The organism is Bradyrhizobium sp. WBOS08 (assembly GCF_024585125.1).
Taxonomy (GTDB): domain Bacteria; phylum Pseudomonadota; class Alphaproteobacteria; order Rhizobiales; family Xanthobacteraceae; genus Bradyrhizobium; species Bradyrhizobium japonicum_B.
Map to the genome: position 1 here is coordinate 672,489 of NZ_CP028988.1, position 23,674 is coordinate 696,162.

Annotated in this window: 27 protein-coding genes and 1 pseudogene; 11 read left to right on the top strand and 17 right to left on the bottom strand. The window is 63.2% G+C overall.

Annotation, left to right across the window (positions count from 1 at the left end; all coding sequences use genetic code 11):
* Positions 1 to 111: 111 nt before the first annotated feature.
* From DCM80_RS03115 to DCM80_RS03125, 3 genes are read right to left on the bottom strand one after another with little or no spacing between them, the layout of a single operon-like run.
* Positions 112 to 1,554: an O-antigen ligase gene (locus DCM80_RS03115; protein ID WP_257195704.1), complete on the bottom strand. Its 1,443-nt coding sequence runs from the start codon at positions 1,552 to 1,554 to the stop codon at positions 112 to 114.
* A gap of 25 nt (positions 1,555 to 1,579) precedes the next feature.
* Entirely contained in the window at positions 1,580 to 2,311 is a 732-nt protein-coding gene (locus DCM80_RS03120) for a hypothetical protein (protein ID WP_257195705.1), read from the bottom strand.
* 26 nt (positions 2,312 to 2,337) lie between these two features.
* Positions 2,338 to 3,540 carry a polysaccharide biosynthesis/export family protein gene (locus tag DCM80_RS03125; RefSeq protein WP_257195706.1) on the bottom strand — a complete coding sequence of 401 codons (1,203 nt, stop codon included), beginning with the start codon at positions 3,538 to 3,540 and terminating at the stop codon, positions 2,338 to 2,340.
* Between the two features lie 473 nt (positions 3,541 to 4,013).
* On the opposite strand from DCM80_RS03125, the gene DCM80_RS03130 reads away from it, so the two are divergent.
* The 3 genes from DCM80_RS03130 to DCM80_RS03140 all read left to right on the top strand — a co-directional run bounded on the left by DCM80_RS03130 (position 4,014) and on the right by DCM80_RS03140 (position 6,152).
* A complete protein-coding gene (locus DCM80_RS03130; protein ID WP_257195708.1) occupies positions 4,014 to 4,376 on the top strand; it encodes a hypothetical protein in 363 nt (120 codons plus the stop codon).
* Between the two features lie 73 nt (positions 4,377 to 4,449).
* On the top strand, positions 4,450 to 4,725 hold the full coding sequence (locus tag DCM80_RS03135; protein ID WP_257178003.1) for a hypothetical protein: 276 nt from the start codon (positions 4,450 to 4,452) through the stop codon (positions 4,723 to 4,725).
* 152 nt (positions 4,726 to 4,877) lie between these two features.
* Positions 4,878 to 6,152, top strand: a complete 1,275-nt coding sequence (locus DCM80_RS03140; RefSeq protein WP_257195709.1) for a hypothetical protein — start codon at positions 4,878 to 4,880, stop codon at positions 6,150 to 6,152.
* 11 nt (positions 6,153 to 6,163) lie between these two features.
* Here DCM80_RS03140 and DCM80_RS03145 read toward each other — a convergent pair whose 3' ends face one another.
* Positions 6,164 to 6,790 (bottom strand): transglutaminase-like cysteine peptidase, encoded by a 627-nt coding sequence (locus tag DCM80_RS03145; protein ID WP_257195710.1) that lies wholly within the window; start codon positions 6,788 to 6,790, stop codon positions 6,164 to 6,166.
* 194 nt (positions 6,791 to 6,984) lie between these two features.
* On the opposite strand from DCM80_RS03145, the gene DCM80_RS03150 reads away from it, so the two are divergent.
* Together DCM80_RS03150 and DCM80_RS03155 are read left to right on the top strand one after the other, a co-directional pair.
* Positions 6,985 to 7,722 (top strand): metallophosphoesterase family protein, encoded by a 738-nt coding sequence (locus tag DCM80_RS03150; RefSeq protein ID WP_257195711.1) that lies wholly within the window; start codon positions 6,985 to 6,987, stop codon positions 7,720 to 7,722.
* Between the two features lie 61 nt (positions 7,723 to 7,783).
* Entirely contained in the window at positions 7,784 to 8,446 is a 663-nt protein-coding gene (locus DCM80_RS03155; protein WP_257195712.1) for a hypothetical protein, read from the top strand.
* A 261-nt stretch (positions 8,447 to 8,707) separates the two neighbouring features.
* On the opposite strand, the gene DCM80_RS03160 is transcribed toward DCM80_RS03155, so the two are convergent.
* The 3 genes and pseudogenes from DCM80_RS03160 to DCM80_RS03170 form a co-directional block, all read right to left on the bottom strand.
* A complete protein-coding gene (locus DCM80_RS03160) occupies positions 8,708 to 9,082 on the bottom strand; it encodes an H-NS histone family protein (protein ID WP_257195713.1) in 375 nt (124 codons plus the stop codon).
* 569 nt (positions 9,083 to 9,651) lie between these two features.
* Positions 9,652 to 10,432: pseudogene (locus DCM80_RS03165) on the bottom strand (IS5 family transposase).
* 394 nt (positions 10,433 to 10,826) lie between these two features.
* On the bottom strand, positions 10,827 to 11,276 hold the full coding sequence (locus DCM80_RS03170) for a hypothetical protein (protein WP_257195714.1): 450 nt from the start codon (positions 11,274 to 11,276) through the stop codon (positions 10,827 to 10,829).
* 497 nt (positions 11,277 to 11,773) lie between these two features.
* On the opposite strand from DCM80_RS03170, the gene DCM80_RS03175 reads away from it, so the two are divergent.
* The gene (locus DCM80_RS03175) at positions 11,774 to 12,034 is read left to right on the top strand and encodes an Ig-like domain-containing protein (protein WP_257195715.1); all 261 of its coding nucleotides are present in this window, start codon (positions 11,774 to 11,776) and stop codon (positions 12,032 to 12,034) included.
* Between the two features lie 7 nt (positions 12,035 to 12,041).
* On the opposite strand, the gene DCM80_RS03180 is transcribed toward DCM80_RS03175, so the two are convergent.
* Both DCM80_RS03180 and DCM80_RS03185 read right to left on the bottom strand, forming a co-directional pair.
* Positions 12,042 to 12,281, bottom strand: a complete 240-nt coding sequence (locus DCM80_RS03180) for a hypothetical protein (protein ID WP_257195716.1) — start codon at positions 12,279 to 12,281, stop codon at positions 12,042 to 12,044.
* A gap of 67 nt (positions 12,282 to 12,348) precedes the next feature.
* A complete protein-coding gene (locus tag DCM80_RS03185; protein WP_257195717.1) occupies positions 12,349 to 12,594 on the bottom strand; it encodes a hypothetical protein in 246 nt (81 codons plus the stop codon).
* 299 nt (positions 12,595 to 12,893) lie between these two features.
* On the opposite strand from DCM80_RS03185, the gene DCM80_RS03190 reads away from it, so the two are divergent.
* The gene (locus DCM80_RS03190) at positions 12,894 to 13,997 is read left to right on the top strand and encodes a hypothetical protein (RefSeq protein ID WP_257195718.1); all 1,104 of its coding nucleotides are present in this window, start codon (positions 12,894 to 12,896) and stop codon (positions 13,995 to 13,997) included.
* Between the two features lie 15 nt (positions 13,998 to 14,012).
* On the opposite strand, the gene DCM80_RS03195 is transcribed toward DCM80_RS03190, so the two are convergent.
* Positions 14,013 to 14,177 carry a hypothetical protein gene (locus DCM80_RS03195; protein ID WP_257195719.1) on the bottom strand — a complete coding sequence of 55 codons (165 nt, stop codon included), beginning with the start codon at positions 14,175 to 14,177 and terminating at the stop codon, positions 14,013 to 14,015.
* Here DCM80_RS03195 and DCM80_RS03200 point away from each other — a divergent pair.
* Entirely contained in the window at positions 14,170 to 14,460 is a 291-nt protein-coding gene (locus DCM80_RS03200; RefSeq protein WP_257195720.1) for a hypothetical protein, read from the top strand. The genes DCM80_RS03195 and DCM80_RS03200 overlap by 8 nt on opposite strands.
* A 114-nt stretch (positions 14,461 to 14,574) precedes the next feature.
* Here DCM80_RS03200 and DCM80_RS03205 read toward each other — a convergent pair whose 3' ends face one another.
* Together DCM80_RS03205 and DCM80_RS03210 are read right to left on the bottom strand one after the other, a co-directional pair.
* Positions 14,575 to 14,991 (bottom strand): hypothetical protein, encoded by a 417-nt coding sequence (locus DCM80_RS03205; protein WP_126259844.1) that lies wholly within the window; start codon positions 14,989 to 14,991, stop codon positions 14,575 to 14,577.
* Positions 14,992 to 15,033: 42 nt separating this feature from the next.
* Complete coding sequence (locus tag DCM80_RS03210) at positions 15,034 to 15,324, bottom strand: hypothetical protein (protein ID WP_257195721.1); 291 nt, start codon at positions 15,322 to 15,324, stop codon at positions 15,034 to 15,036.
* Between the two features lie 892 nt (positions 15,325 to 16,216).
* Between DCM80_RS03210 and DCM80_RS03215 the strand changes: the two genes are divergently transcribed.
* The 3 genes from DCM80_RS03215 to DCM80_RS03225 all read left to right on the top strand — a co-directional run bounded on the left by DCM80_RS03215 (position 16,217) and on the right by DCM80_RS03225 (position 19,248).
* Positions 16,217 to 16,390, top strand: a complete 174-nt coding sequence (locus tag DCM80_RS03215; protein ID WP_164718874.1) for a hypothetical protein — start codon at positions 16,217 to 16,219, stop codon at positions 16,388 to 16,390.
* A gap of 571 nt (positions 16,391 to 16,961) precedes the next feature.
* On the top strand, positions 16,962 to 18,548 hold the full coding sequence (locus tag DCM80_RS03220) for an EAL domain-containing protein (protein ID WP_373569384.1): 1,587 nt from the start codon (positions 16,962 to 16,964) through the stop codon (positions 18,546 to 18,548).
* A gap of 334 nt (positions 18,549 to 18,882) precedes the next feature.
* Positions 18,883 to 19,248, top strand: a complete 366-nt coding sequence (locus tag DCM80_RS03225) for a VanZ family protein (RefSeq protein ID WP_257195723.1) — start codon at positions 18,883 to 18,885, stop codon at positions 19,246 to 19,248.
* A gap of 47 nt (positions 19,249 to 19,295) precedes the next feature.
* On the opposite strand, the gene DCM80_RS03230 is transcribed toward DCM80_RS03225, so the two are convergent.
* The 5 genes from DCM80_RS03230 to DCM80_RS03250 form a co-directional block, all read right to left on the bottom strand.
* The gene (locus DCM80_RS03230) at positions 19,296 to 19,742 is read right to left on the bottom strand and encodes a CHRD domain-containing protein (RefSeq protein WP_257195724.1); all 447 of its coding nucleotides are present in this window, start codon (positions 19,740 to 19,742) and stop codon (positions 19,296 to 19,298) included.
* Positions 19,743 to 19,866: 124 nt separating this feature from the next.
* Complete coding sequence (locus DCM80_RS03235; RefSeq protein ID WP_106951322.1) at positions 19,867 to 20,148, bottom strand: hypothetical protein; 282 nt, start codon at positions 20,146 to 20,148, stop codon at positions 19,867 to 19,869.
* 107 nt (positions 20,149 to 20,255) lie between these two features.
* Positions 20,256 to 20,702: a hypothetical protein gene (locus DCM80_RS03240; protein ID WP_257195726.1), complete on the bottom strand. Its 447-nt coding sequence runs from the start codon at positions 20,700 to 20,702 to the stop codon at positions 20,256 to 20,258.
* A 150-nt stretch (positions 20,703 to 20,852) separates the two neighbouring features.
* A complete protein-coding gene (locus DCM80_RS03245) occupies positions 20,853 to 22,574 on the bottom strand; it encodes a chemotaxis protein (RefSeq protein WP_257195727.1) in 1,722 nt (573 codons plus the stop codon).
* Between the two features lie 5 nt (positions 22,575 to 22,579).
* Entirely contained in the window at positions 22,580 to 23,671 is a 1,092-nt protein-coding gene (locus DCM80_RS03250; RefSeq protein WP_257195728.1) for a chemotaxis response regulator protein-glutamate methylesterase, read from the bottom strand.
* Positions 23,672 to 23,674 lie beyond the last annotated feature (3 nt).

Genomic DNA, 23,674 nt, shown 5'->3' on the forward strand with positions numbered 1-23,674 from the left:
AAAAATTGAACGGCCAAAAGAACAAGATTTATACTAACTACTCCAAAGGGGAGCCGCTGTCTACATTACCTGAAAAGTTCGTAAATGGCCTAAGTCTCTCAATATTAAGACTTAGTTGGTCGCTCGGCCTTTGGTTCGCAAGGACGACGAATTGGCCGATTCTGCAGCTGGTGTCCTTAGGGAACGGAACGATTGGGCTAGTCCTGCACCTAAGAGTGCAAGAAAGGGGATGCTATAGCCGGGTATTTGCAGGGTGAAATCCAGGCAGGAATGCAACATCGACAGTCCGGCGATTGACACTGCTGCGAGCGGGATGACTGTATCCCGGCGTCGATTAAGAAAGCCGAGCACCAGAATGACACACATCGTCATCCATGCCGCTGCTACAAGAACGGCCAATGGGATGCCGACGTCGGACGCGAGTTCCAACGGTGTGGAGTGTGCGATGTCCCAGACCCCGCGGATTGAGACACCAGGACCGCGGAGAGGCGGCGAAGCCCACCGGAACGTACCTATGCCCGTGCCAAACCAGGGATTCTCGCTGATGATCCGCAGCGTCAACTTCCACGCCTCAATACGTCCCTCATCGACAAGCCCTTGGCTGTCGAAACGGCCGGAGACCCTCCCGCCGACGAGGTGCATGAGCCCAAGCGCCACCATCCCGCCGGCAGCTAGCGAAATCCAGATCCCGGCGCGCGACGGCAGGTCCTTCTTCAAGAATACCGTAACCGAGATGATCATGGCGAGCAGCGAGAGACTCACGCCGGCTCGCGAGCCCGTCATGAACATTGCCATGAGGCAGATCAGGAGGCCCGCAAGCTGCGGGAGAATTGCCCGCAGAGAAATGGTTCGCAAGGCAAGCGACAAACGCGACCAGTCGATAGGGGGCTCGGGAAGCCGCCGCCGCACGCCCCCCAGGATCAACAACATCCAGACTACCCCGCAGGAGCCAAAATACGCCGCGGCCGTGTTGCGGTTGATGAAGGTGCCGGTGACGCTGCCGAGATAGGCCGTCTTGTCCCGCCATAGGATCATGGTGGGCTCGATCAGGAACGAGAGCACGCCGTAGAGCGCATAGGCCGCGCCCGAGATCGCGAGCACCCACAGCAGGCGGCGGGCGCGCATCCGATCGGCGCCGACGGTGATGCCGAGCACGATGGCGAGGATGTTGGCAAGCGGCGCACCGAGCGCGAAGAAGGCCTCGTTCTTGACGATGGACGCGGATGGCGCGATCGGCACGCCCAGGAGATCCGAAGCCTGCTTCCAGATCGGCTGGAACGGCGCGATCCAGGGATGGTCGGACAGCTGCTCGTGCAGCACGAAGGCGTAAGCTGTGACGATCACACCGATCCCGGCGAGCAGCCACAGATGCGACCTGCGCAGATCGCGCGTCGGCGCGAACATCACCGCGATCCCGAGGCACAGGCACCAGAACGCGATCGACAGATCGTTGGTCGACCCGAACGGAAACGGCGCGCCGGCCACCACGAAGTACAGGATGACGGTCGCGGGCAGGCTCCATGACCAGCGAATTTCGGGAAGCCGAAGGCGCATCGTTCTTGCGAGCCTTGCTCTGGGCCTAGAGGAAGCAATCGATCGGATAGATCTTCACGTCCACATTAAGGCGGCTGTTCCGGGTCTGGGCCCGGAAGGCGTAGAATAGCCCAAAGCTATCACTGCCCGGATCGAGTTTTATTCCGGGGGTTAATTCGTCGGGCGGCACCAGCACACCGATGTGCCGGTTGATGGCCGAGATCTCGATCCGGCCCTCGCCTTCCGCAAAATGCCCGCCGAGCTGGGTCACGGTGACCTTTGGCAGGCCGCGGCGCTGATGGCAGACCTCCTCCTCCCAGAGCTTGGTCTGCTGAACCAGCGGCTTGCCCGCGCCATCGGGAACGACGATATCAGGAAAAGACGGCCGCAGCATGCCGAAGAACTTGCTTTCCCTGGAGTTCGCCGACAGGCGGACGGTGAAGGACAGCTCGCCCTTGGCGCCCTTGAGGCGCGACAGGATTGGAGCGTCAGGCTCGGCGGAGACCGTCACGTCGATGCGGTGGCGGACGCCGAGCTCCGCGGCAGCGCCAAGAGCCGTTCCGGCCGGCGCAAGCCCGAGAGCGACCAAGACGAGAGCCGGAAGGCTGCAAAACGTTCGAAAGCGCATGAAGCAGAAAGCCCCTTGCAACGCTGCGGGTGAGCGGCTGACCGGCACGTACTCCGTAGGCGCCTTGATCCCAGCAATATCCCCGCGGCCCCCGACAATACCGATGGGATCGCGAAACGAAAATGGCACCTGGACAAAGCCCGGTGCCATCGCCTTTGGTCGATTAAATCGGCGTCTTACGGCGCCAGCTTGACGTTGTTGCGGAAGATCAGCGCGTCGTTGCTGAGGTTCACCGCATCTCCACCGGTCGCCATGATCACGCGCAGGTAATTCAAGAACTTAGCAACTTCCACGTTGCGCGAGTTCGAAACGTAGATGATGTCCTGGTTCTTCATCATGACTTTGGTGGCCAGGAAGAAACCACCCGGATCGCGGAAATTGACCGCGAAGATGACCGGGATCGTCTCTGACGTGTACTTGCTCACATCGATGCCGAGCTGGGTTGCAACCTCACGCGGCTCGCGGCGATAGAGGTAAACAGCGGCCGGATCGGCCTGCGCATCTAAAAGGCCCCCGGCCTTGCCCACAGCCTCGCCGAGGTTGATGCGCCAGGCATCGAAGTTGAACTCGCCGCTCTGGCCGCTGGCGCCGAACGCCATGAACTTCTGCTGCTCGCGATAGACGTAGATGCTGTCGTCCGGACGCACATAGACGTTGTTCTCGGGCGCCATCACGAGATTCTCGAACGGCACGGTGGCCCGGCGGCCGCCACGCTCCAGCATGACCCAGGTCTCGAAGCCCTGGCCCTTGATGCCGCCGGCGCGAGTGATCGCGTCAAGCACGCGGTCCTTCGCACCCGCCGCGCTGGCGGGGTAACGCGCCGGCGAATTGACTTCGCCGAGCACGCTGATGAGCTGGGTGCGCTGCGAGGACATCGAAACCACGGCCTGCGGCTCGATGGCGCGATTGCCGATCTTTTCGATGATCGAGCGCTGGATCTCCACCGCCGTGCGGCCCGCGGCCTTGATCTGGCCGGCATAGGGCACCGTGATGAAGCCGTCGTTGTCGACCGACTGATCCGGGATCGTCACGTAGTTACCGGGACGGACGCCGGCTTCGGCCGGGATGAACAGACCGCCTGCCGCGGCTTCGAAGATGGTGACGCTGACGACGTCGCCGATGCCGAACACGATGCTGGCGGGCGGACGGCGATCAGTGAACACGCCGGCGAGCCCCTTGGGCTCATGCGTATGCAAGATCTTCACCGTGGCCGGATTGAGCGGCACCAGCTCATAGGCCGGCGCGCTTTCCGTCTGGATCTTGTTGTTAACGTCGTCCGTCAGCGGACCCGAGCCGGGATTGGTCGAGCAGGCCGCGAGCGCCAAAGCGGCGGCCAGAAACGCGGGCTTCAAAACATAGGTCTTGGCAATAGATGACATGAATCGCGCCCGAGTCCCGACTTGACGTCATTGGTACGTCCTAGGGGGTAGTGCGACAAGTGTTCCCGGTGGTTAAGGGAGCGATCCGCCGGCTACTGTTGCGTGTGAGCCACTCTTTCGAGCCTCCTTTAACCCTTTGTGACTATTTGTTGTATTTGGCGTGCCCGGTTGGAGAGCAAATTGCCCGGGTCGAGGCCTAGGTGTGTCGACCTGAGTCTTCTTGGCCCCGCCTCCGTCTGTTAAAGCTGCGTCCCTCAAAAGGAGGAAACCTCGTGTCTGCCCCTCTTCTGTTCGCCCTTATGGCAGGATCCCTTCTTGGCGGCGCAGACCGTCCTTTGGACCGGGCCGGCTCCTGCGCACGGTCCTCGTGCCCGGTCGCGCCAGTCGTGGAAGTGGCGACGACAAGCCCCTCCTCCGTCTGGAAGTTCAGCCGAACGCAAGGGGGCAAGGACGGAGAAAGCTTCGCGGCCATCATGAAGACCGCGGATACGACCCAATCCGACCCGGACTTCGCCGGACTGATCGTGCGCTGCGCCCCGAAGGGCAAGATCGACGTGCTGGTGGCCGTGATTAGGCCCTTCCCGCCGCGGAGCCACCCCAAGGTCACCATTGCCGCGAGCGGCGGCGGCACCTTGACCGTTGACGCCAGCATGGCCGCCGCGGGGGCGGCGGTGCTGCTGCCCGACGAGGTCTCGGCCTTTGCCGCGGGCAAGTGGCAGACGACGGCCTCGCTGTCCGTCGTGGTCAGGGAAAGCGACAGCGAGATCAAGGGTACCGTGGCCCTAAACGGCTTGCGCGAGGCCTATCATTCGTTGCTGGCCAATTGCAGCCAATAGGCCAAATTTAGCCATACAACTTAAGGGTCTTTTTAGGGTGGGAACCTAGGGTCCGAAGCACGGAGTGTTTCGGATGACCGCGCTTTTGATTTTTAGCTTCCTGGTAGGTGCCGTGCTGGGCCAACGCTTTCGCGTCCTGGTGCTGCTGCCCGTCACGTTCGCTTTGCTGCTCACCGTGCTGCCGGTCAGCCTGATGACCAGTCTTGGCGCCCTCGAAGGCCTGAAGGCCGCGGCCTTTGCGGCCGTTGCACTCCAGGGCGGCTACCTCTTCGGCTCGGCCGCCCGCTTCAGCCTTGCCGCTGCCCGCGCTGCGCGCGTGTTTGCGCGCCCCGTCAAGAGCGCGCGCTGATCTTCCGCAGCTGATCCGGCTCGATAGACTTTGGCGCACAGGCGGAAAGGCCAACGGGCAAGTTGTTGGCCCGCACCGACCTTTGCTTGAAAACTACCCGCTCGCTTGTATGGTGACCTGACCGTTTCAGGATTCCGCATCGAGCGCGCCGTTTGTCCCTCGCTTATTTTGCCCTCATCGTTTGCATCGTTTCCGCTTCCGCTCTCGAAATCGCCGGCGCCAAGTTCGGTGCACAGCTCGGGACGATGACCGCCGCGCTCGGCTTGCTGGCCGCCACCGCAACCGCGCGAAAAGCCGACTCCGCCCATTATGTTCGCGCGACCTCGTGGGGCCGCTGGATCCTGATTGCCATGCCGCTCTTCATCGCGGCTCAACTCGTCCCGCTTCCGCTGAATTTGGCGCATCCGATCTGGGCGAGCGCCCACGACGTCCTGGGCGGCCTGTCACTCGGCCCGATCACCGCCGATATCGGCCTGACCGTCAGCGCGCTGTTCCTTTCGGTTGCAGCGGTCTCGGCGCTCGGCGTGACCATCCTGGTGGTGCGCGACCGCGGCCGCGCCGAACTGGTCCTCTTCGTGCTCGCTGGTATCGCCGCAGTCTCTGCCCTGAACCTGGTTCTGCATCGGCTGTCACCAGCAGACGCACAGATCGCCGCAACGTCCGAACTTGCAACGACCCTGGCCGGCTTTGGCCTCGTCGTGAACCTGGCGATCATGCAGCTTGCCGCGGAGCGGGCGGAAACGCATCATTCCCTGCTTCGCTCGATCGTGCTTGGCCTGTTGGGCCTTGTGGGCGCCTTGATCAGCGCGCTTGCGATCTTCGGCCTCTCGGGCACGAACAGCGCGGTGGCCGCAAGCTTCGGCATCGTGCTGATCCTGCTGATCCTGGTCATCCGCAGGCTCGATCTTTCGCCGTTGGCCGCGGGCGCGCTGTCGCTGGCAGCTCTGATTGGAGCAGCGATCGTCCTGACCTTCCTCTTTGAGAAGAGCTCCGGACCGGTCCTGCTGCGGCTGGTACCGGAGATGGGAGCCGAGACGAGGGCAGCCCTCGAGCGGATGTTGGCCGACACGCGCTGGTTCGGCGCGGGCGCAGGGACCTTTGCCGCGGTGGGGAGGATCTATCAGAGCGACGCTGCAGCGATCTTGACGGCGCCCTCGGCAGCGACGGCCGTCTTTGCAGAGATGGGATGGCTCGGTCTGGCGGCCCTGATTGCGGCGAGCCTGCTCGCTCTGGTGCGCCTGGTTGTCGGCGCTTTGCAGCGCGGACGCGACTCGTTCTTCCCGGCGGCAGCCGCGGCCTGCATGCTCTTTGCGCTGGTTCAGAGCTTCGCAGGTCCCGGATTGCTGCGGCCCGCAGCAATCCTGTGTCTTTCGGTGATCGTGGGATTGGGGCTGTCGCAGAGCGTCAGCCAGTCGGGATCACGATAGGGCGCCGGTGGTCAGACCGAGCGGTCGCCGAGCGAGGCCCAGTAGTTCGGGTTCTTGGGCGACTGAATGCGGACCCAGCGATAGGGCTTCTTCGACCACGGCAGGATGTGGCCGGACAGATTGTCCAGCACGAGATCGCCGGAGAAGGTCCGCACCACGACGACGAGATGATGCTCGCCCCAGGTGGTCACGACCTCGCTGAGCAGCACCGCGCGGGCCGGAAAGCCCTTGGCGATCAGTTCGTGGCGTTTTGTCACGGCGTAGTCGTTGCAGTCGCCGCTCGTCGGATGCAGCAGCCATTTCTCGCCGCGCAGTCCTTCCAGATTGGCCTCGGGACGGATGGCGGTATTGACCTGCCGGTTGACATCCTGCATCTGCGCCAGCCGCTCGGCCGTGAGCTTCAGCCGGCCGCCCCTGAACACGATCTGCTGCGGCCGCGGCTTGCACTCGTCCTTGTACTTCAGGCAGAACAGCGTGAAGGCCATCGGCGCCAGCGTCGGCTGGTCGAATTTGATGTACTGGATGGCACCGCGCAGCCCCAAGGGCGCGCCGACGAAAGCGGCTTCGGCGCGCTGCTGCACCTCCGCAGCAACCACGATGGCGGCCATCGCCGCCAGGAACTTTACAACTTTGCGCATGTCGCGCTCCCCGTTCTTGTTGGGGAGACGCTACGCGAGACCTCTTGAAATACGGCTCAAAGGCCGCGCGATCCTTTAATCAAAATGCGGGCGACTTGGTCGGAAACAATTAAGAATACCGATGTGTGACTTGTTCTGCTAAGAGCGGTTACGACGTTCTCGCTCGTGACGCTGGATGCGATTCGACCGACCCGATGGGCCTCTCCTCACGCTTTCGAAAGAAGACCAAGCCGCGGCTTCCCGACGGCGTCCGCATCTATGCGATCGGCGACGTGCATGGCCGCGCCGATTTGCTTCAATCGCTGTTAACCGTCATCGACGCCGATCTGGCCCGTTCCGCGCCCGAGCGGGCCATTCAGGTCTTTCTCGGCGACTATGTGGACCGCGGCCCGGATTCGCGCGCCGTGCTCGATCTGCTGATCGCGCGCTCGAAGTCGCATGAGACGGTCTGCCTGAAGGGCAACCACGAGGTCTTCATGCTCGAGGTGCTCAAGGACCCCGCCCGCCTGCAGGAATGGCGCCATTATGGCGGCCTCCTGACGCTGGTCTCCTACGGGGTCACGCCGACCATGAACCCGTCGGCGGAGCAACAGGTCGAGCTGATCGAAGGACTGAGGCGCGCGCTGCCGCCCGAGCACCTCGCGTTCCTGCAGCAATTGCCCTCGTCCTTTACCTGCGGCGACTTCTTCTTCGTGCACGCCGGCGTCAAGCCCGGCGTCGCGCTCGAGCGCCAGAAGGACGAGGACCTGCTCTGGATCCGCGAAGAGTTCCTGGCCTCCGAAGAACGCTTCGGCAAATACATCGTCCACGGTCATACGCCGGTCAGCATGCCCGACATTCGCCCGAACCGCATCAACATCGACACTGGCGCCTATGCGACCGGAAACTTGACGCTGCTGCTAATCCAGGGCGATAGTCTGCTCGCAGTTTAAAGTCTGTCTTTCCTTCCGATCCCGTGTTCGCTTCGCCCCTTCGGGCCTCGTCGATTTCACCATGAACCGCATCATCCTGCTTCGAATCATCGGCATTTGCGCCGCGACGCTCTTTGCAGTTCATGCTGCCATGGCGTGCTACAGCGATTTCGTCCGACCGGATTTTCGTGCCAGCGATTTGTTCTCAGGCGAGATCCCGCCCGAGAATGCCAAGCTGGCGGCCGGCGGTATTCTGGCATCCGTTTCATTGGATGGAGACCTGCTCGCGAATTACGCGGCGGCCAAATCCGCTGACGTTCTTCACCGCCCCTCAATCGATGCGCCCGGAAGGACCAGCGAGAACAGGGCAGCCCAGTCCGCCGTCATCACGGCCTTGAAGGTCTCACCGGTCAGGCCCGCGCTTTGGCTCACGCTTGGCATGCTGCAGGCCCAGGCCGGCGAAGTAGCGACACCTGCGGTGAAGATGTCCTACCTGACAGGATCGGTGCCAATCGACGTCGCCTTCGCCCGCGTGCGGACTGTGACCTCGACCGCGGCAGCAGCGGACGAGGAGATCAAGCTGATGGCGCAATCTGACATCCGCGCCACGCTGGCCAATCGGTCCCGTTACGAGCCGCTGCTGATCGCGGCCTATGTGCAGGCAACACCGCAAGGCAAGTTGCTGCTGCTCGACACCACGAAGATCACGGATCCCAAATTCAACGAGATCCTGCGGCGGTACTGAGCCTCAGCGCACCGATTTCGGTGTGACCGGCACAAATCCTGATCGGGGCGCGGCTAATCGGATCGTTTATCCTCGCTGAAGAGAAGGCAAGACAGGTACTTGGGATGAAGCCTATCAACGCGCAACGCTCAAAGGCGACTTGAGCGATCGATCCGGCTTTCAATGCCACGCTTCGCGCCGACTGAACGTCGCCAAGCAGGAAGCATGGCGTCTAGATATCCGCATGGCCTCAACCACTAAAAAGTCGAAGGCCGCGTAGCGTTAGGATCGCGCGCTTCTCCTGCTCGCCCCGGCGGCGCCGATCAGGAAATCTTCAATTTTCTTGCCTGCATTCAGCTGATCGACCATCCAGCGCGGCTGCTTGCCTCTACCGGCCCACGTTTCAGATAGATTTGCTGGGTTCTGGTATTTTGGCTGCACGCGAGGGTATTTCCGCCGATGTCTTTTCGAACCAAGCGTTACCCGATAGTCTCGCCTCGGAATATCCGAACCTGCCGCCTTAAGCTCAAGAAGGCGTTGTTCGAGCTTGCGTTTTTCGTCCTCGATTTTCTTGGTAAGAATATCACGGACTTGATCGTACAGGCTTGAGAGTTCCTCCATGGTCAAGCTTTCAAGGGACGACGCATTGAAGCCCATTTCCAACCTCGCTTGCCGCACGCACGAATCGGCTTAGCTCCAGAAGCTAATATGTTCAATATACCACAGATTGCATTTCAGTCATGGACAGAATAGCAATTTTCCTTCCCACTTTTTGAAGCTGGGGAGCAAGGTCTTCCTTATTTGATTTTCAGGCCTCGCTAACGCCGGCTGGGGTCCGTTGGGCGTCGGGACCGAACGGGCTCTCGAGCAGATCTCTTCGCGGCAAAGTTGTAAAGGATCCGATACTCGAAAAGTTGGACCGAAAGAGTGAGTTGGTCGCGAGCGATCGCAGACAACCGGACGTCGTACTCGCGAATTTTTCCATTAACTGCGTCAATCTGGCGAACATTCATATCCATACTCGTCACTAGGAAATCTTTTGCGCTGACCACGAAAAATGCCGCTTATGTTACTGCATCTGATATGCCACGCGCTCCGCGACAATCCAATGAAGCATCGCTGAACTACACCACATTCAGACGTTAAGGTTTCGAGCTTACTTTAACGACAAATGCTTGCTGCAGGTCGTTTGTGGGACGAGCCGAACGAACCGCTAGGGTCCAGACTCAATTGAGCCAGTAAGCGTAGGCTGCTGCGATCAGGACGCCTAAGAGGTAGTTTGCAGCGCGCTTGTCGTAACTGGTTGCGACGCGCCTGAAGTCCTTAGGCCTGCCACATACGCTCGACGCGGTTTCGATCCTTGTAGGCGATGGTGTCGTAGGGGATTGGGGCGCGGCGCGATGTTGTGAAGGGATGACGGCCTTGGCGCCGCGTTCGGCGAGGCGGCGGCGCAGGCGGTTTGCGTCGTACCCCTTGTCGGCCAGCAGCCTTCGGAAAGCGCCTGCGGCTTGGACAGGGCCTCGGCCATGCTGATGTCGTGGTGTTTCCGGCGCTGAACGGGAGAACGCAAGCTTGCCGCGACCATCGACCAGGCCGTGGATTTTGGCCGTCCGGCCGCCACGCGAGCGGCCAATCGCCTGGGCGAAGGCCTCCCTTTCGCGCCGGCGGCGGAGCGGTGGGCTTTGACATGGGGGGTCGATCGCCGCTCCATCGAAGATGCCGTTATATCCCGTCAGAGCTTCGAACATCTTAAGCCACAGACCCTGCCGGCTCCAGCGGTGAAGCGATTGTAGACCGTCGTGTAAGGCCCAACCCAGGGGGCAGTCGCGCCATCGCGCCCCGCTCTTGTGCACGATCCCCGAGATCACTCTGAGGTCGTCCACCCAGATGCGCGCCTGTGCGCCCTCGTGGGGGTAGCGGCTCGATCCGAGCCCACTCCTCATCGCTAAGCCACCGAATCTGTTTTGCAATCTCCAAGGCTCCCTTCCGAAATCCTTGAATCAGCAACTCAGCTCCGACGCTAGACCTTATTGAATACGGATCCTAGGACCGCGTCGCAGATCGCGAAGCCGATATTCTGCCTGCAGCAGCAAAGGTGTTCTTGTCTGATTTACCCGGCTGCCGCAGCAGGAAAGAGGGTACTTGGCGATTGGACGGGCGAAGATACGGTTCAAACTTGAGATATTGAATGCGTCGTTTACGCGACAGCATTGCTCGCGCGCCATAGCCGGCAGCGAACGATATTACTGCGACAAAAGACAACAATAATACACCCAACAACACGCCAAAATCCACTTATACAATAGATATTTAATAAGTTTGCAGAAACGACAAATTAACGCAATAGCGTTATGATGGGGGCATTATAAAATGATTGAATCAGCTATGATATAGCTCATAATTAGCGCACCGATTTCGGGGCGACCGGCACGAAGTCCTGGTCGCGGCGCGGCTGATCGGGCCTGCCCTGGTAGACGAACATGCCCTTCTTGGTCGTGACGATGTCGCCGCGCTGCAGGCTGTCGTCGCGGAGCAGACGTTCGGTCGCGACGAGGTCCGGATCTTCCGGAATCGGCTTGTAGAGCTCGGGATGCTCCCGCCGCTCGCGCGAGACTTCCTTGGCCCGGCGCCGCGCGTCCTCGATGCGTCGCCGCCATTCATCGCGCGAGACTTCCGGCTCGCTTGGCGGAAGATAGTCGCTGAGCGAGGGCTCGGGTTCGCTCTGGGCAAGACATAGGCGCGGACCGGCCCCGTACACGGCCAGTCCGACAGCGGCAGCCAACAGCACCTTGACCGATGCATCCCCCGGTATCCGGCGACCTGACACGGAATTGCGGCGAGTGGATTGCACTCCGATGTCTCCAAGGTTGGGCCACAGCAGTCACAGGCCATTGCAACTTCAGCTCATAAGGTTCCCAATTGCAAGAAGGTGGTTCGCAGTCGGTCGCATCGGCCCTTGGACCTTCGAGCCCCCCTTAAAAATCGAAAAACAACCCCATGCACAGTAGCCGGCCCCAACCGAATCAAAGGCTTACGAGTTTCCGAATCCAGATTGTTCGGTCCGGGCCAAGCAGCATCGCATCGTTCCGCTCGACCGACGGACGAGTGCTGTTGTTCGAGATCCGCGCCAGAAGACCGGAGAGGAACAAAGCCCTTTCTAAGACCTCATTAGCTCATTGCTGCTAGCTTCCGGTTTCCCCTCCGGAGTGGCCGAGCATGCGTGCAGGATCATTGTTGCTGTTGGGCGTTGCCGCGTCCGCAATGTCAGGCCTCGCGGCTCACGCCAGCCCGCTCTGCATCAAGGAGCGAACACCGTTTGCCTTGTCGCAGGATACGGTGAGATGGACGATGTCGATCGCGCCTGGCGCGGAGTGCATCCAGGGCCTGCGTTGGTCGTACATGCAGATCTTCAACGTATCGGTCGTGAGCGGACCATCACGGGGACAGTTGGCCGTCGTCGGCTCCGGTTTCCGCTATTCGGCCGAGAGCCAGACGCACGGCACTGACAAGTTCACGCTGCTGATCTCGGGCAAGAACCGACATGACGCGGGTACCTCGACCTTGGAGGTCGAGGTCAACCCGCAACAGGAGGAGGTCGCCGCCCGGTGAACGATGGCTAGCGGCGGCTGGACCCGCTGCCCCGGGTTCTGTTCCCGTAATAGGGCCGCGCGTGTCCGCGCGTCGTCACGGGAGGCTCGATCCGGCTCGGGATGTTCCGCGTCGCGTTGGGGGGCGCCGGTTGCGACGGATTGACGATGGTCACGTTGCGGTTGGGCGTCGAAGGATCGTTGACGCCCTGGGCCCAGGCAGCGGCGGGCACGAGCAACGCGATGGTGATCAGAACTGGTCGTTTCATGAATTATCTCCCGAGCAATAACGTCAGGGAGGCGATCACCGTTCCTTCACGGTTCCGTTGGGCCGCCTCAGCGGGGAACGGCGACCAGCTTGCCGTCGCGCCAGACGCCCTGCGCCGACTTTCCGGCGGGCAGGCTGCCCGACAGGTTTCGAACGGCGGTCGGCCGCGACGCCGCCTGATTGGTCTGCGCCTTCTTCGTGGGCGTCGTGATGATGCTGGAGCTCGTGGTGTTGGCCTGATCCTTGATCCCTTGCGCAACCGCAGGCGAAGCCAGGAATGTCAAAGCCGTGAGGACTGCCAGAACGCCGCGCATGATCGAACACCGGAATGAGGAGCTCCGCGAAATGTCACAGGTTTTCCCCTAAAAGCAAGCACCTTCGAACGACCGAGAGGGCCGTCGGCAGACCCGGCAATCAGCGCCAGGGCTGCCTCGGTCCTGGCGTCTCGAGCGGAAAAGCCTAGCGAAATCGCCTCATCCGGGCTACTTGGTCGCCCTTGATGACCGACTCCGGCGAAACTGCGGCCAACGCCCCCTCGACGCAACAGATCAAGGCCGGGTTTATCCGTCTCCTGTCGAGCCGCATCCGCGCCGTCTCCGACGATCCCCAGCAGATGCGGGAGATCGTCTATGAGCTGGCACGCGTCAAGCTGCTCGAGCAATTCACCCACGCCGACGCGCGGGAATCCCGCGAGCTTCTGCAGGTGCTCGAACGCGCCATCAAGGAGGTGGAACGTTCCTTCGCGCGCAGCGCCGCCTCGGAGCCACAGAATGGTGTGGTGGCAACCGCCGTCCCGGCGCCCCCGCCGGTCCAAACTCCCTCTCCTCCGCCCATTCCGTCGCCATCCGCTTCCGCTGCGACACCGATCGCGCAGGACGCGGGAGCACCGCGCCGTCCCGTGGCACCGCCGCAATCGCGCGATCCACGCAAACGCGGCAGCGCCTTCACCTTTCTGGTTCGATTGGTGGTCATCCTCCTGCTCATTGGCGCAGGCGTGACCGTGGCTGTCTATTGGCCTCGGCTGCGGTCGCAACTGACCGCATTGTCGCAGATGGCGCCGATGCCCGAGCGGGCACCGAGCAGCCCGGCATCTCAACCGAGCGCCAGCCCGTCTCCCCCCGTCGGCGAGGCTGTCGAACGGACGCCGGATAGCGCGAAAGAGCCGGCGCAAGCTGCACAACCCTCGATGCCTCTGCCGACGACGTTCGGAGTCTACGCTTTGAGCGAGGGCCAGCTCCATGAACTCAAGTCGGTGCCGGGCAAGATTCCGGACCGCCGCGTCGCGATCTCGGCGGCCATCACCACGCCGAGCGCGACCACGTTGATGGACGGCGACGTCAGGTTCATCGTGTTCAGGCCCGATGGCGGTGTCGATGCAACCGGGACCGAAGTTCGGGTCGTCGCGAAAGTCTCGCGAGCCATGGGCGTCGATGCCAGCGGGAAAGCCTCCATGGTCAGCGCAGGCGATTCCTGGGTCATCCGCAGCATGTCCTACCCCTACAAGGTGGGCCCGGTCGAGGACCAGCCGAGAATGCTGTTGCTGCAACCGGAGCAGGACGGCTTCACGCTCGCTCCCGGCCGCTACGTCGTGGTGATCAAGGGCATGGGCTACGACTTCACGGTGGCAGGAACGGTCACCGATCCCAATCAATGCGTCGAACGCATCAATGCGGCCAACGGCGCGTTCTACTCGCCCTGTCCGCCGCCGCGTCGCTAACCGAGCCCCGATTCCCTATTTGGCCGGCTTGCTGTCCTTGGACGTCTCCGCCGGAGCGTCATCGACCTTGCCGTTGTTGGCGACGCATTTCTGGTAGTATTCGCGCTTGTCCTTCGCGGTGCCCTTCAGGCTACCAGCCGCGGGATTGCCGATCTGCCTGGGCGGATAGGCCTTGGCCACCGCCGCGTCGCATGCGCGCGCCACTTCGGCGGTAATTGCCGACGCCGTCGCCGGCGCAGCCAGTGTCAGCACGCATGCCAATCCGATCAACCTTCGCATATTTCTGACCGGCACGTCGTTGCTCCTTCGAACCGTGAACATCTGCCGGACCATAGCAAAAACGATCGAAGCGCCAAACGGCAAAGCGGTGCCGAAATTGCTACGCGGCCTGCCTCGCGTGCTGCTCGACCTGAGCGCGCGCCTCGTCCTTCGAGACGACCGCTTCGCGGTCTCCTCAGGATGAGGCTAAGCGGCATCGGTACTCGTTGAGTCTGGGGCAACGCAATCGGTCCTCATCCTGAGGAGCGCTCGAAGAGCGCGTCTCGAAGGATGGCCGCAGAGCGCGCAGCCCGCAAGTCTAGCTGTTGAGCTGCGGCGGCTTGAAATCCGGAAAGCGCGTCAGCATGGCGGTCCTGACGAACTTCAAGTGCGCAATGCTGCTCGCCAATTCCTTGAGCCGGCGCTGGCCGTTGGAGATGTCGGCGGCGAACAGGTCCTGGTGATGATTGTCGAGCGCCTCCCGCTCGAGATATTCGTCGGTGCCGTTGCCGAAGGTGACGGATGCACGTGCAAGTGCGTCATCGACGCGCCGGTTGAGGCCGGCCTGCTCCCGCTCCGCCTCCTGCAATGCCGTTTCGATCGCCGCCAGGACGGCACCGATCCGGACCCGGTCGGTCTCGGCATCGCGCTCGACGGAGCGCGCCTTGAACCCTTTGTCCTCGCGGCGAGAGCCGAGAAGATTGTGCGCGCGCGCTCTCAGGAACAGCTGAAACATTTGGGCTATCCCCATATTCGAGATTTAGGCCGCTACCATCGGTCAGGCATAGTTAACAAAGGCTAAATCCTGCGGCCGCTCCGCCTGGCTTCGTGCGATCCACGCCCGCCAGGCTGCTTCGTGCTTGGAATAGAGCTCGAGCCACCGAACGTCGTCAACCGCACCCGTTCCCTTGCCGAGGCCGGCTTCGGCCGCGATTTGCACCGTCTCCGTCGGCGCAAGATCCAGCGCCTCGAATTCCGCCGTCTCCTCCAGCGAAAGGCCGACCAGAACGCGGTGTCCCTGCGCGTCGACGAAATACCTGCGCGGCGCGTTGTGCCGTTGATCAATCATTCGAATGACCCTCGTTCATGATCCAGGGACCTGAAAGATCTTTCAGATGACGGCCATAAATGCAGACGAACGCAATCATGAGGACGCAGATCGTCGCGCCCAGCAAGGCAATGAGATACGTCATCTATGTCCACCTGCGCGCCCCCGAAAAACAGAGGCGGCCAAACGCTCGCCATGAATTGCCTCGTCTTAGGCTGCCTTTCCGAAGCGCTCAAGGAGGGTGACGAGTTAACCTAACCGCACATGGTTATTTCGATTTCGCCACGACTTTCGAGTTGGCGCACGCGTCGTCTACGATGATGGCGGCTGGGTTCGGCCGGTCGCCATCGAGGCGGGGGTATAGGGCGCGTAAAGACGATATCGCGCCGATCGCCTCCGCGAGCGCCACGCCCTCACACCATAGCCGCAACCAAAGCCCGCCGCGAAAATCGAAACCAAGACCAAGACTGCCGTCATCTGGAATGTCCCACGTTTGCCGGAACGTTCCTCCCGCGCTCATTTTCATCTTTTCGTTGCGCCGACTTCAAGATCGGCAGCGCCGAAACTTTTGTCAGACGAAGATGAAGTTTGTGCAACGTGGTGCTTGAAGATTGATCGGCACGTGAGGGCAGAGGTGCGGTGAAGAGGCTCCGGTTCTTCTTACCAGAACCCGACCCGCCGACACCGTGAACCCTCGTTCACGGGAGTCATACGGTGCCTCGCGTGCCGACTTCATCGCGGTAAGGTTGAGCGGTTAGCTTAATCCGCGTTGTTTGTTGCGAAGTCTCACCAAACGCATATCCATCTTCGCACCGGGCTCCCCCAAGCCTGGCCCCACCCAAGCAAAGCCGTCGAGCGAACATGGGTCGCTTGGCGGCTTTGTCATTGTGTCGACAAGAGGATCATTTCGGTTATGGCGCGCAAGCCCTGGTCGTTCAAGGAAGACCGCCGACTCATGGAATTGGCCAAGTCTTCGGCTTCGCTGGAGCAGGCGGCGAAACTTCTCGGCCGCTCGCCGGATGCGATCAAGCGCATGGCTTTGCGGCTTGGTCTTTCGTTGAAGTCGAAGACCGGCAAGAAGGGCTAGTCCTGGAAACGGTTCCCCGCCGACCGCAGCTTTGCCCGCCAGCGCAGAACCTCCTTCATTCCGCCGTGAGGGGCGGAACCAAGGCAAGCATCCGGAGGCTCTCCGCCCGTCTCCGGTGAACGCGACCAAGCGTCCCGTCTTTCAGTCCGCCCGGCCGTTCAGACCTAGTTGCGCGTCTTCTTCTGGGAGCCCATCCCGGGGCTGGTTCCGTAGTTCGGTGTCCCCGTCCCCTTGAAAGCTCCGCCCATGCTGTCCGAGCCGGAATTCGTCGCAGCGCCGCTGCGGCTGGTGGGCTGATTGCCCGCTGGCTGGTCTTTGGTCCCCTGCGCGGAGGCCACCGCGCTGCCGAGAACCAACGACAGGAGAAGGCTTAACGTCCTGATCATACTGCTCAACTTTCATGCTTGGGCCGCGCCGGCCATCGGTCAGGCAAGTTACGCGGTCGCCCTTCCGGGCCGTGGGCCCGTTAAACCCTATCTTAGCCCTCGCTGGCTAGGATCAATTCCCAAGATAATTCTCAAGGTCATTGCCAAGATCAGTCCCTGCCTCTCCTGAATTCCGCCCGGACCGGATGAGACTCCAGCGACCGAACCTTCCGTTTGTGGCGCTCGTGCTTGCGAGCATGATGGCGTTTGGGCTGGCGGGCCATTTCGCGGCCGAGGCCGTCATTCGCCACCAGCAGGTGCACCAGCTGAACGAGCTGACCGAGGTGGTTCTGCGCCGATCCGAACTGGCGGTCGATTTCGCCGCAGCGAGCCTCGACGAGCTTGCCAAGCGCGATCTTGCCAGCTGCGCGCCGGGCGCGCTGCAGGCCATCCGGCTCCACGTCTACCAGCGCTCGACGATCAAGGACGTCCGTCTCGTCAATCCGGACGGATCGGTGATCTGCTCGGCCTATTCCGAGACGCTCGAGTTCGACAAGGGATGGGCGGATCGCCGCGACATGCTGCCCTCGCAGGACAAGCAGCTCGCTTTATTCCGCGTCGAGCAGTTCGGCGGTGACGCATTGGGGGTGCTCAGGGACGTCAATCCCAGCTCGGCGCTGGTCGCCATCGTCGGCATCAATTCCGGCCTGTTCGATCTGATGCCCGCCGAGCTGCGCGCGCATAGCGAGGTGATCCTCGCCTTGAGCAATGGCGAGAAGCTCGGCGAGTTCCAGCTCGATGCCGACAAGCCGCTGCCGGGGCCGATCAGCTTCGACAGGCAGTCCGCGCGCCTGCCGCTTCACGCCACGATCCGGCTCGAGCAGGCGGTGCTTTCGAGCTGGAACAGCGAGGCGTATTGGCCGGCGCTCGCGGTCGCGCTTTGGCTGGGTGCACTCTTCGGCATCCTGCTGGCACGCAGCCGCCGGACGGAAGGACCGGTCGCCGACCTCGATCGCGCCCTCGCAGCCGGCGAATTCAAACCGTACTACCAGCCGATCTTCGACCTCAGGACCGGCCGGATCACCGGATGCGAGGTGCTGGCGCGCTGGGTCCGGAAGGACGGCTCGGTGGTGCCGCCGGTGAACTTCATTCCGCTGGCCGAATCCAGCGGGCGCATCCAGGCGATGACCTGGCAGATCCTGCGATCGGCGCTCTCCGATCTGCAAGTCGTGTTGAAGGCGGACAAGAGCTTCAAGATGTCCGTGAACGTCGTGCCGAAGCACCTGCTGAGCGCCGGCTTCGTCGAGACGCTGCGGCGCACGGTCCTGACGGCGAGAATCTCCGCACGCCAGATCGTGGTCGAGGTGACCGAGCGCGACGAGCTCGACGATCTCGCGAACGCCGCGACCGTGGTGGCGGAGCTGCGTGACCATGGCTTCCGCGTCGCCATCGACGACGTCGGTGTCGGCCATAGCGGCTTGTCGCGGCTGAAGGGGCTCGGCGCCAGCGCAATCAAGATCGACAAGTTCTTCGTCGACACCATCACCGTGGACGCATCGACCACGACGATCGTCGAGATGCTGGTCGCGCTCGCCAGGGATTTTCGGATGACGGTCGTCGCGGAGGGGATCGAGACCGAGGAGCAGCGCCGCGCCCTGATCGCGTCCGGCGTCGAAGAAGGACAGGGCTATCTCGTCGCCGCCCCGCTCCCATTCGCCAAGTTCAGCGAGCTGGTCGAGTCGCGCCGCCATTCCGCAGCCGCGGCACCGGCTGGCGACGTCCTGGTCGCCTGACCATCCCCGCCGGCGCCCTACCGTTCTTCGGGGGGCGAGCCTCCATCGCTTCCCCGCGACTATCGCATTTGAGAACATTCTCTGCGGCCATCCTTCGAGACGCCCGCTTTGGGCGGGCTCCTCAGGATGAGGACGGAGTGTGCGGCAGCAGGTTCAACGGGCATTGACCTGCCCTAGCCTCATCCTGAGGAGGCGCGCAAGCGCCGTCTCGAAGGACGGGGCGCTAACTCAGCCAGTCGCCAAGAGTCATATGCGACTGCCCCCACGACCAGGCGCTTTAACGATGTTCGCGTCTTTCGAAGGCGGGATCGCATCCGGGCGGCTATGGTAGGCCATGCGTCGAAATCACCTCATCGCAGCCGCGGCCATCTGCCTCGCCCTCATCGTCTATGCCACCTTGGCAAGACTGGCGGGACGGCCTGCGCTGATGGGGCATCACGAGGCCTATTGGATCGTCGTGATCGAGCGCTTCAGCGCCTACGGCCTGCTGGGATTCCTGCTGTCCTTCCTGTTGCCCGGCCGGCTCGCTCTGGCCTGCTCGCTCGTCGTGGCCGTCGCCATGGGGCTGGAAGTCCTGCAAGCACTGATCCCCGATCGCGATCCGGGCTTCCTCGACGTGCTGCAAAAGGCGGCGGGCGGCACCGTCGGCGTCCTCCTCGCCCAGACGATCCTGGCCTTCCTGCCCCGACCGCCAGCCTGAACGATCGCGGCGCCGACAACCTCTTCAGCGCCACCGGGACATCATCCCTACTTCATCATCTGCCCGCGCAATTCGCCGCCCGGGTTGGCGGCCGTATGGATGTTCGCGTACCATTTCCCGGCCAACAGATCGGCCGCCTGAGCATCCGTCAGCGTGGCGCTGCCCTGGATCGGGCTTTGAACCGTCTTGAACGGCAAGGCGATGCCGGCGTTCTTGCCCGCTTCACCCGGACCATGGAAATGGGCTCCCATCGCCGGCCCCGTCAGATCGGCAAAGGTGACGGTATAGGTCAGGACTTTGGTCTGGGTGTCGAACGCGGCCTCGGCCTTGCCTGAACCCTGGGAATTGTTCGGCGGGACTTCATTGCTGCCCTTCAGCTCGGCCTGCAGCTTGACGACCTCCGCACGCGCCGGCGCGGCTGCGACCATCAGCAGCGCACCGAGCACCGCCGTTCCCCACAGCGTCACGCCGATCCGATCCTTGGCTTTCCTCATGGCATTCTCCTCGCGGACTAAAACGGCCCGCCTCGGTTTGAAACCCCGGCTCCGGCGAGATCTTCCGGACGACGAGACTATGCCAGATTCGCGAAAAGCGCTCGGATGTCGAAGCGCGAAGCGCTCAGGCTGCACCGCGTTCGCGGAACCCGGTCGGTGTCAGGAGTTCGGCCATTTGCCGGTGGGTGCTCTGGAGCGCGGCGATGGCGCCGTCGAGATCGAAATCCGCTTCGCGGACGGAGGCGAAGAATTTGGCCGTCAGCGCCAGGTCAAGCTTGACGCGCGTTGCGCCGTCGCGGCTCTTGCGGCGATCGAGCGACAGATGGATGGCCCGCATTCTGGCTTCCGCGGGCGTACAATCGCTGAGCGTCGCCAGTTCGTCGTATGTCATCCAGATCTGAGGCATGGTTCGTTCGTCCTTCATTGCGGCCTCATCGTAACGTTCCGCCCCTAAATGCACCGTTGCCACGGTGCATTCGCAGCCCGCTTCGCTGCGATAGCGTCAACGCAAGGCTAAGACGCGGGAGGCCTCGGAGGCAGCGGGAACTGGCGCGGCCGCGAACGGCTGTCGAGACCCTTGGGCAATTTGTCATTGAGCTTCACGACAGCGGATCGCGTTTCCACTGCCGGCGCGTCTTCCTGGCAGAAGATCAGCGTCACCTCGAACAGCACGTCGGGCGCCTGCTTGGCTTTTCCGGAGCAGGTCGCAAGCGCGCCGCTGCACACGCCCGCGAGCTCGACCTCGACCTCGTCAGGACCGAACACGGTCGGCGGGCCCTCGGCATACCGCCGCGTGGTCAGGACCGCCGTGAAGTGCTGGTCGTCAGCGAACCGATAGGAGCCGCCATAGGTGAAGAAGCTGTCGCTACCGGAGATCCGTCCATCCGCCAGATACACGATGCCCGTGCCCTGGCCGCGCGGGGTCCTGAACCAGGCCGCGTATTTGCCGTCTCTCATCATGGAAGCATCCACCGTAAATTTCACCGGTATCTGCAACCCAAGTCTGCGGCGCGACAATGACCGATGCGGCGAGCATTCCGCCACGGTTAATGCCCTGCAAAGCCGACCCGTCAAATTGACCCTGCCCCACGCGGCGATCGCTGCGGCACGTCAGAACAATTCTATGCCGTCGTCCGCGGTCTCGACCGTCTCGACCCGGCGCGAGGCGGCGGCCGACTCAAGCCCGATCGTTTGCAGGAAGTCGCGATGAACGTCGCGCTCGCGCTCCATCGTGTAGCGCGCGAAGAGATCGTCGAGTATCCCCTGATCCTGCACCTCCACCTGAAGCCGCTGCGCACCCGCGGCCGCCGTCTCCAGCCGCGTCGCGACCGCGGGCAAGGCCGCCGAGCTTTCGCCGAGCGTGGTCATCAGGCTCTGGGCCGAGTTCATCAGCCTCTCGAATTCAGCGCCTTCGTTCACGAGCCGGCTCATCTGCTTGCCGAGCCGCTCATTGCCGGCCTCGACCTCGCGCAGCGCCAGCAGGATCTGCGGCTCGAGCTTGGCAAGCTGCGTGGGATCACCCTGCACGCGCAGCTGCTTCAGCTCCCTGGCCGAGCGCTCGATTCCGTCGAGCACGGGCCGGAGGCGCGCGGCTCCTGCCGAGACCTGATCGGCGGTGGCCTTGAGCTCGTTGGCGATGACGACGAAGGCGCTGCCGCGGCTGCCGAGATGGCTCGCCTTGAGGCCGGCATTCATTCCGATCAGCGTGATGTCGACCGTCGCCTCGGCAAGGCCGGCGATCGCCTGGCGAAATTTTGCCAGCGTGTCCTCGAGGATCGCGAGCGCCTCGTCGACCGAGCGGCCCGCACTGTCGCAGGTGGCGATCAGGTTCGACGCGTGCGCCAGCGCCTGCTTGATGCGCGCCAGGAACGACGACGAGCCGTCCTCCTCGCCGCCGAACAGCGTACGGCCGTGGCCGGCGACGCTGCCCGCATCGCGCAGGATGGCGCTGAGCGCGCCGACGATCTGGCCGATGTCGCCGCCGAACTCGCGCTGGGCGTCCCTGAGCTGGGCCGCCTGCAATCGACAAATCGCGCGTATGACGCCGTCGCCCGGGACAGGTTCCGGGACGAGGCTCGGCGCGGGCGCGAGGCCGAGACCGTGGCAGACGTGCTCGAGACGCTGACGCGTGCTGTCGCCGGCCTGCAGCGAGATGATCGCGCTGCCGACCGCGTCGGCGATCTTCCTGGTGCTGGAACTGGCGCGCTCGGCCAGATGGCCGCTCTTGCTGCGCTGGTCGCGCAGGCCGGAATAGGCGGCGCCGAGCTCGGCGCTCTCCGACATCAGCTGGGCCCGGTAGCGGCTCTCGAATTCCCTCTGCCGTCCGGAGGCGGTGGCGACCGCTTCCGACAGGCGCTGCTGGTCCCGCGCGCAGCCTTCGATCGAGCCCTGCACGGCCTTGCCGAGATCATAGGCTTCCTGAGTGAAGGCGAGAAAGCCCTCGCGGTCGCCGTCGAGCGAGGCGGCCTCGATCCGCGCGCTGCGCGCGATGATGGTGATCATCTGGATGTGCTTGAACAGCGGCTTGAGCAGCGCAGACGCCTCCGCCGTGCTGTTGCCGATCGTCTCCAGCAGCGCGCTTTCCGCCGGCAGCGCCCGCGCGAGCTCGCTCAGCCGCGCGGCGATCTCCTGCAGCGCCGTCGCGGCGCCCTCGATCTCGGCGCCGGAGAGTTCGCCCGAGAGCGCAGCCAGGCCCTGGTTCAGCTCCTGGAAGATGAGGTGGCCGCGCCCGAGATCGTGACCGACGCGCGCGAAGACGTCCTCGATGCGCGAGCAGACATCCTCGATCGCAGCGGTCGCCTCTGCAAGCGTGTCGGCGGGAACCGGGGACATGGCCATCAACCCGCCACCGCCGCGTGCCCGGCCTGATACCAGTGCATGATCTCGCGCGGGATCTGATGCAGCGACACGACCCTCTCGACACCGCCATAGGCGATGGCTTCCTTGGGCATGCCGAACACCACGCAGCTCTCTTCGTCCTGCGCCCGCGTCGCGGCGCCGAGCTTGCGCATCTCCAGCATCCCGCGCGCGCCGTCGTCGCCCATGCCGGTCATGATGACGCCGAGCGCGTTGGCGCCGGCATGCTGGGCCGCCGAGCGGAACAACACGTCGACCGAGGGACGATGCCGCGACACCGGCGGACCGTCCTTGATCGCGATCTGGTAGCGCAGGCCGATGCGCTGGAGCAGCATGTGCCGGGCCCCGGGCGCGATATAGGCGCTGCCCGGCAGCACCGGCTCGCCATCCTCGGCCTCCTTGACCCTGATCTGGCAGACGCCGTCGAGCCGCCTGGCGAAGGCCGCGGTGAAGCCTGCCGGCATGTGCTGGACGATGACGAGCGGCGGACAGTGCGCCGGCAGCATCTCCAGAACGTCGTTGAGCGCTTCAGTCCCGCCCGTCGAGGCGCCGATGCACACGATGCGCTCCGTCGTCGGCCGCACCCGGCCCTGCACCGGCGGCGGGATGATGGCGTCGGCGGTCAGCTTCTTCTCGATGGCCCGGCGTTCTGCGCGTGGGCGCACCCGCGCCCGCGCCGCCGACTTCACGGCCTCGCGGAGCCGCGTCGAGCATTCGAGCAGCGCCTGCCGCGTGTCGATCTTCGGTTTCGGCACGATGTCGACCGCGCCAGCCTCGAACGCCTCGAACATCACGTTCGAGCCCTCCTCGGTCAGCGAGGAGCAGATGATCACCGGGATCGGACGCTGCGCCATGATCTTGCGCAGGAACGTCATGCCGTCCATGCGCGGCATCTCGAGGTCGAGGATGATGACGTCGGGAATCTCGTTCTGGAGACGACGCGCCGCCACGAACGGATCCGAGGCCGTTCCCATCACCTCGATATCGGGGTCATCGTTGAGGATCGTTTGCAGGATTTGGCGCACCGACGCCGAATCGTCCACGATCAGCACGCGAACTTTCTCCTTCGGCATGGT

Coding starts and splice junctions, on each gene's coding strand:
- DCM80_RS03230 (WP_257195724.1), bottom strand. CDS start 19,742: ATGAGGAAAGCCAAGGATCGGATCGGCGTGACGCTGTGGGGAACGGCG.
- DCM80_RS03150 (WP_257195711.1), top strand. CDS start 6,985: ATGGGCCTCTCCTCACGCTTTCGAAAGAAGACCAAGCCGCGGCTTCCC.
- DCM80_RS03185 (WP_257195717.1), bottom strand. CDS start 12,594: ATGCGCGGCGTTCTGGCAGTCCTCACGGCTTTGACATTCCTGGCTTCG.
- DCM80_RS03225 (WP_257195723.1), top strand. CDS start 18,883: ATGCGTCGAAATCACCTCATCGCAGCCGCGGCCATCTGCCTCGCCCTC.
- DCM80_RS03220 (WP_373569384.1), top strand. CDS start 16,962: ATGAGACTCCAGCGACCGAACCTTCCGTTTGTGGCGCTCGTGCTTGCG.
- DCM80_RS03240 (WP_257195726.1), bottom strand. CDS start 20,702: ATGATGAGAGACGGCAAATACGCGGCCTGGTTCAGGACCCCGCGCGGC.
- DCM80_RS03135 (WP_257178003.1), top strand. CDS start 4,450: ATGACCGCGCTTTTGATTTTTAGCTTCCTGGTAGGTGCCGTGCTGGGC.
- DCM80_RS03250 (WP_257195728.1), bottom strand. CDS start 23,671: ATGCCGAAGGAGAAAGTTCGCGTGCTGATCGTGGACGATTCGGCGTCG.
- DCM80_RS03155 (WP_257195712.1), top strand. CDS start 7,784: ATGAACCGCATCATCCTGCTTCGAATCATCGGCATTTGCGCCGCGACG.
- DCM80_RS03130 (WP_257195708.1), top strand. CDS start 4,014: ATGAAGACCGCGGATACGACCCAATCCGACCCGGACTTCGCCGGACTG.
- DCM80_RS03175 (WP_257195715.1), top strand. CDS start 11,774: ATGTCGATCGCGCCTGGCGCGGAGTGCATCCAGGGCCTGCGTTGGTCG.
- DCM80_RS03180 (WP_257195716.1), bottom strand. CDS start 12,281: ATGAAACGACCAGTTCTGATCACCATCGCGTTGCTCGTGCCCGCCGCT.
- DCM80_RS03120 (WP_257195705.1), bottom strand. CDS start 2,311: ATGGCACCGGGCTTTGTCCAGGTGCCATTTTCGTTTCGCGATCCCATC.
- DCM80_RS03115 (WP_257195704.1), bottom strand. CDS start 1,554: ATGCGCCTTCGGCTTCCCGAAATTCGCTGGTCATGGAGCCTGCCCGCG.
- DCM80_RS03190 (WP_257195718.1), top strand. CDS start 12,894: ATGCGGGAGATCGTCTATGAGCTGGCACGCGTCAAGCTGCTCGAGCAA.
- DCM80_RS03145 (WP_257195710.1), bottom strand. CDS start 6,790: ATGCGCAAAGTTGTAAAGTTCCTGGCGGCGATGGCCGCCATCGTGGTT.
- DCM80_RS03205 (WP_126259844.1), bottom strand. CDS start 14,991: ATGTTTCAGCTGTTCCTGAGAGCGCGCGCGCACAATCTTCTCGGCTCT.
- DCM80_RS03160 (WP_257195713.1), bottom strand. CDS start 9,082: ATGGGCTTCAATGCGTCGTCCCTTGAAAGCTTGACCATGGAGGAACTC.
- DCM80_RS03125 (WP_257195706.1), bottom strand. CDS start 3,540: ATGTCATCTATTGCCAAGACCTATGTTTTGAAGCCCGCGTTTCTGGCC.
- DCM80_RS03235 (WP_106951322.1), bottom strand. CDS start 20,148: ATGCCTCAGATCTGGATGACATACGACGAACTGGCGACGCTCAGCGAT.
- DCM80_RS03245 (WP_257195727.1), bottom strand. CDS start 22,574: ATGTCCCCGGTTCCCGCCGACACGCTTGCAGAGGCGACCGCTGCGATC.
- DCM80_RS03215 (WP_164718874.1), top strand. CDS start 16,217: ATGGCGCGCAAGCCCTGGTCGTTCAAGGAAGACCGCCGACTCATGGAA.
- DCM80_RS03210 (WP_257195721.1), bottom strand. CDS start 15,324: ATGATTGATCAACGGCACAACGCGCCGCGCAGGTATTTCGTCGACGCG.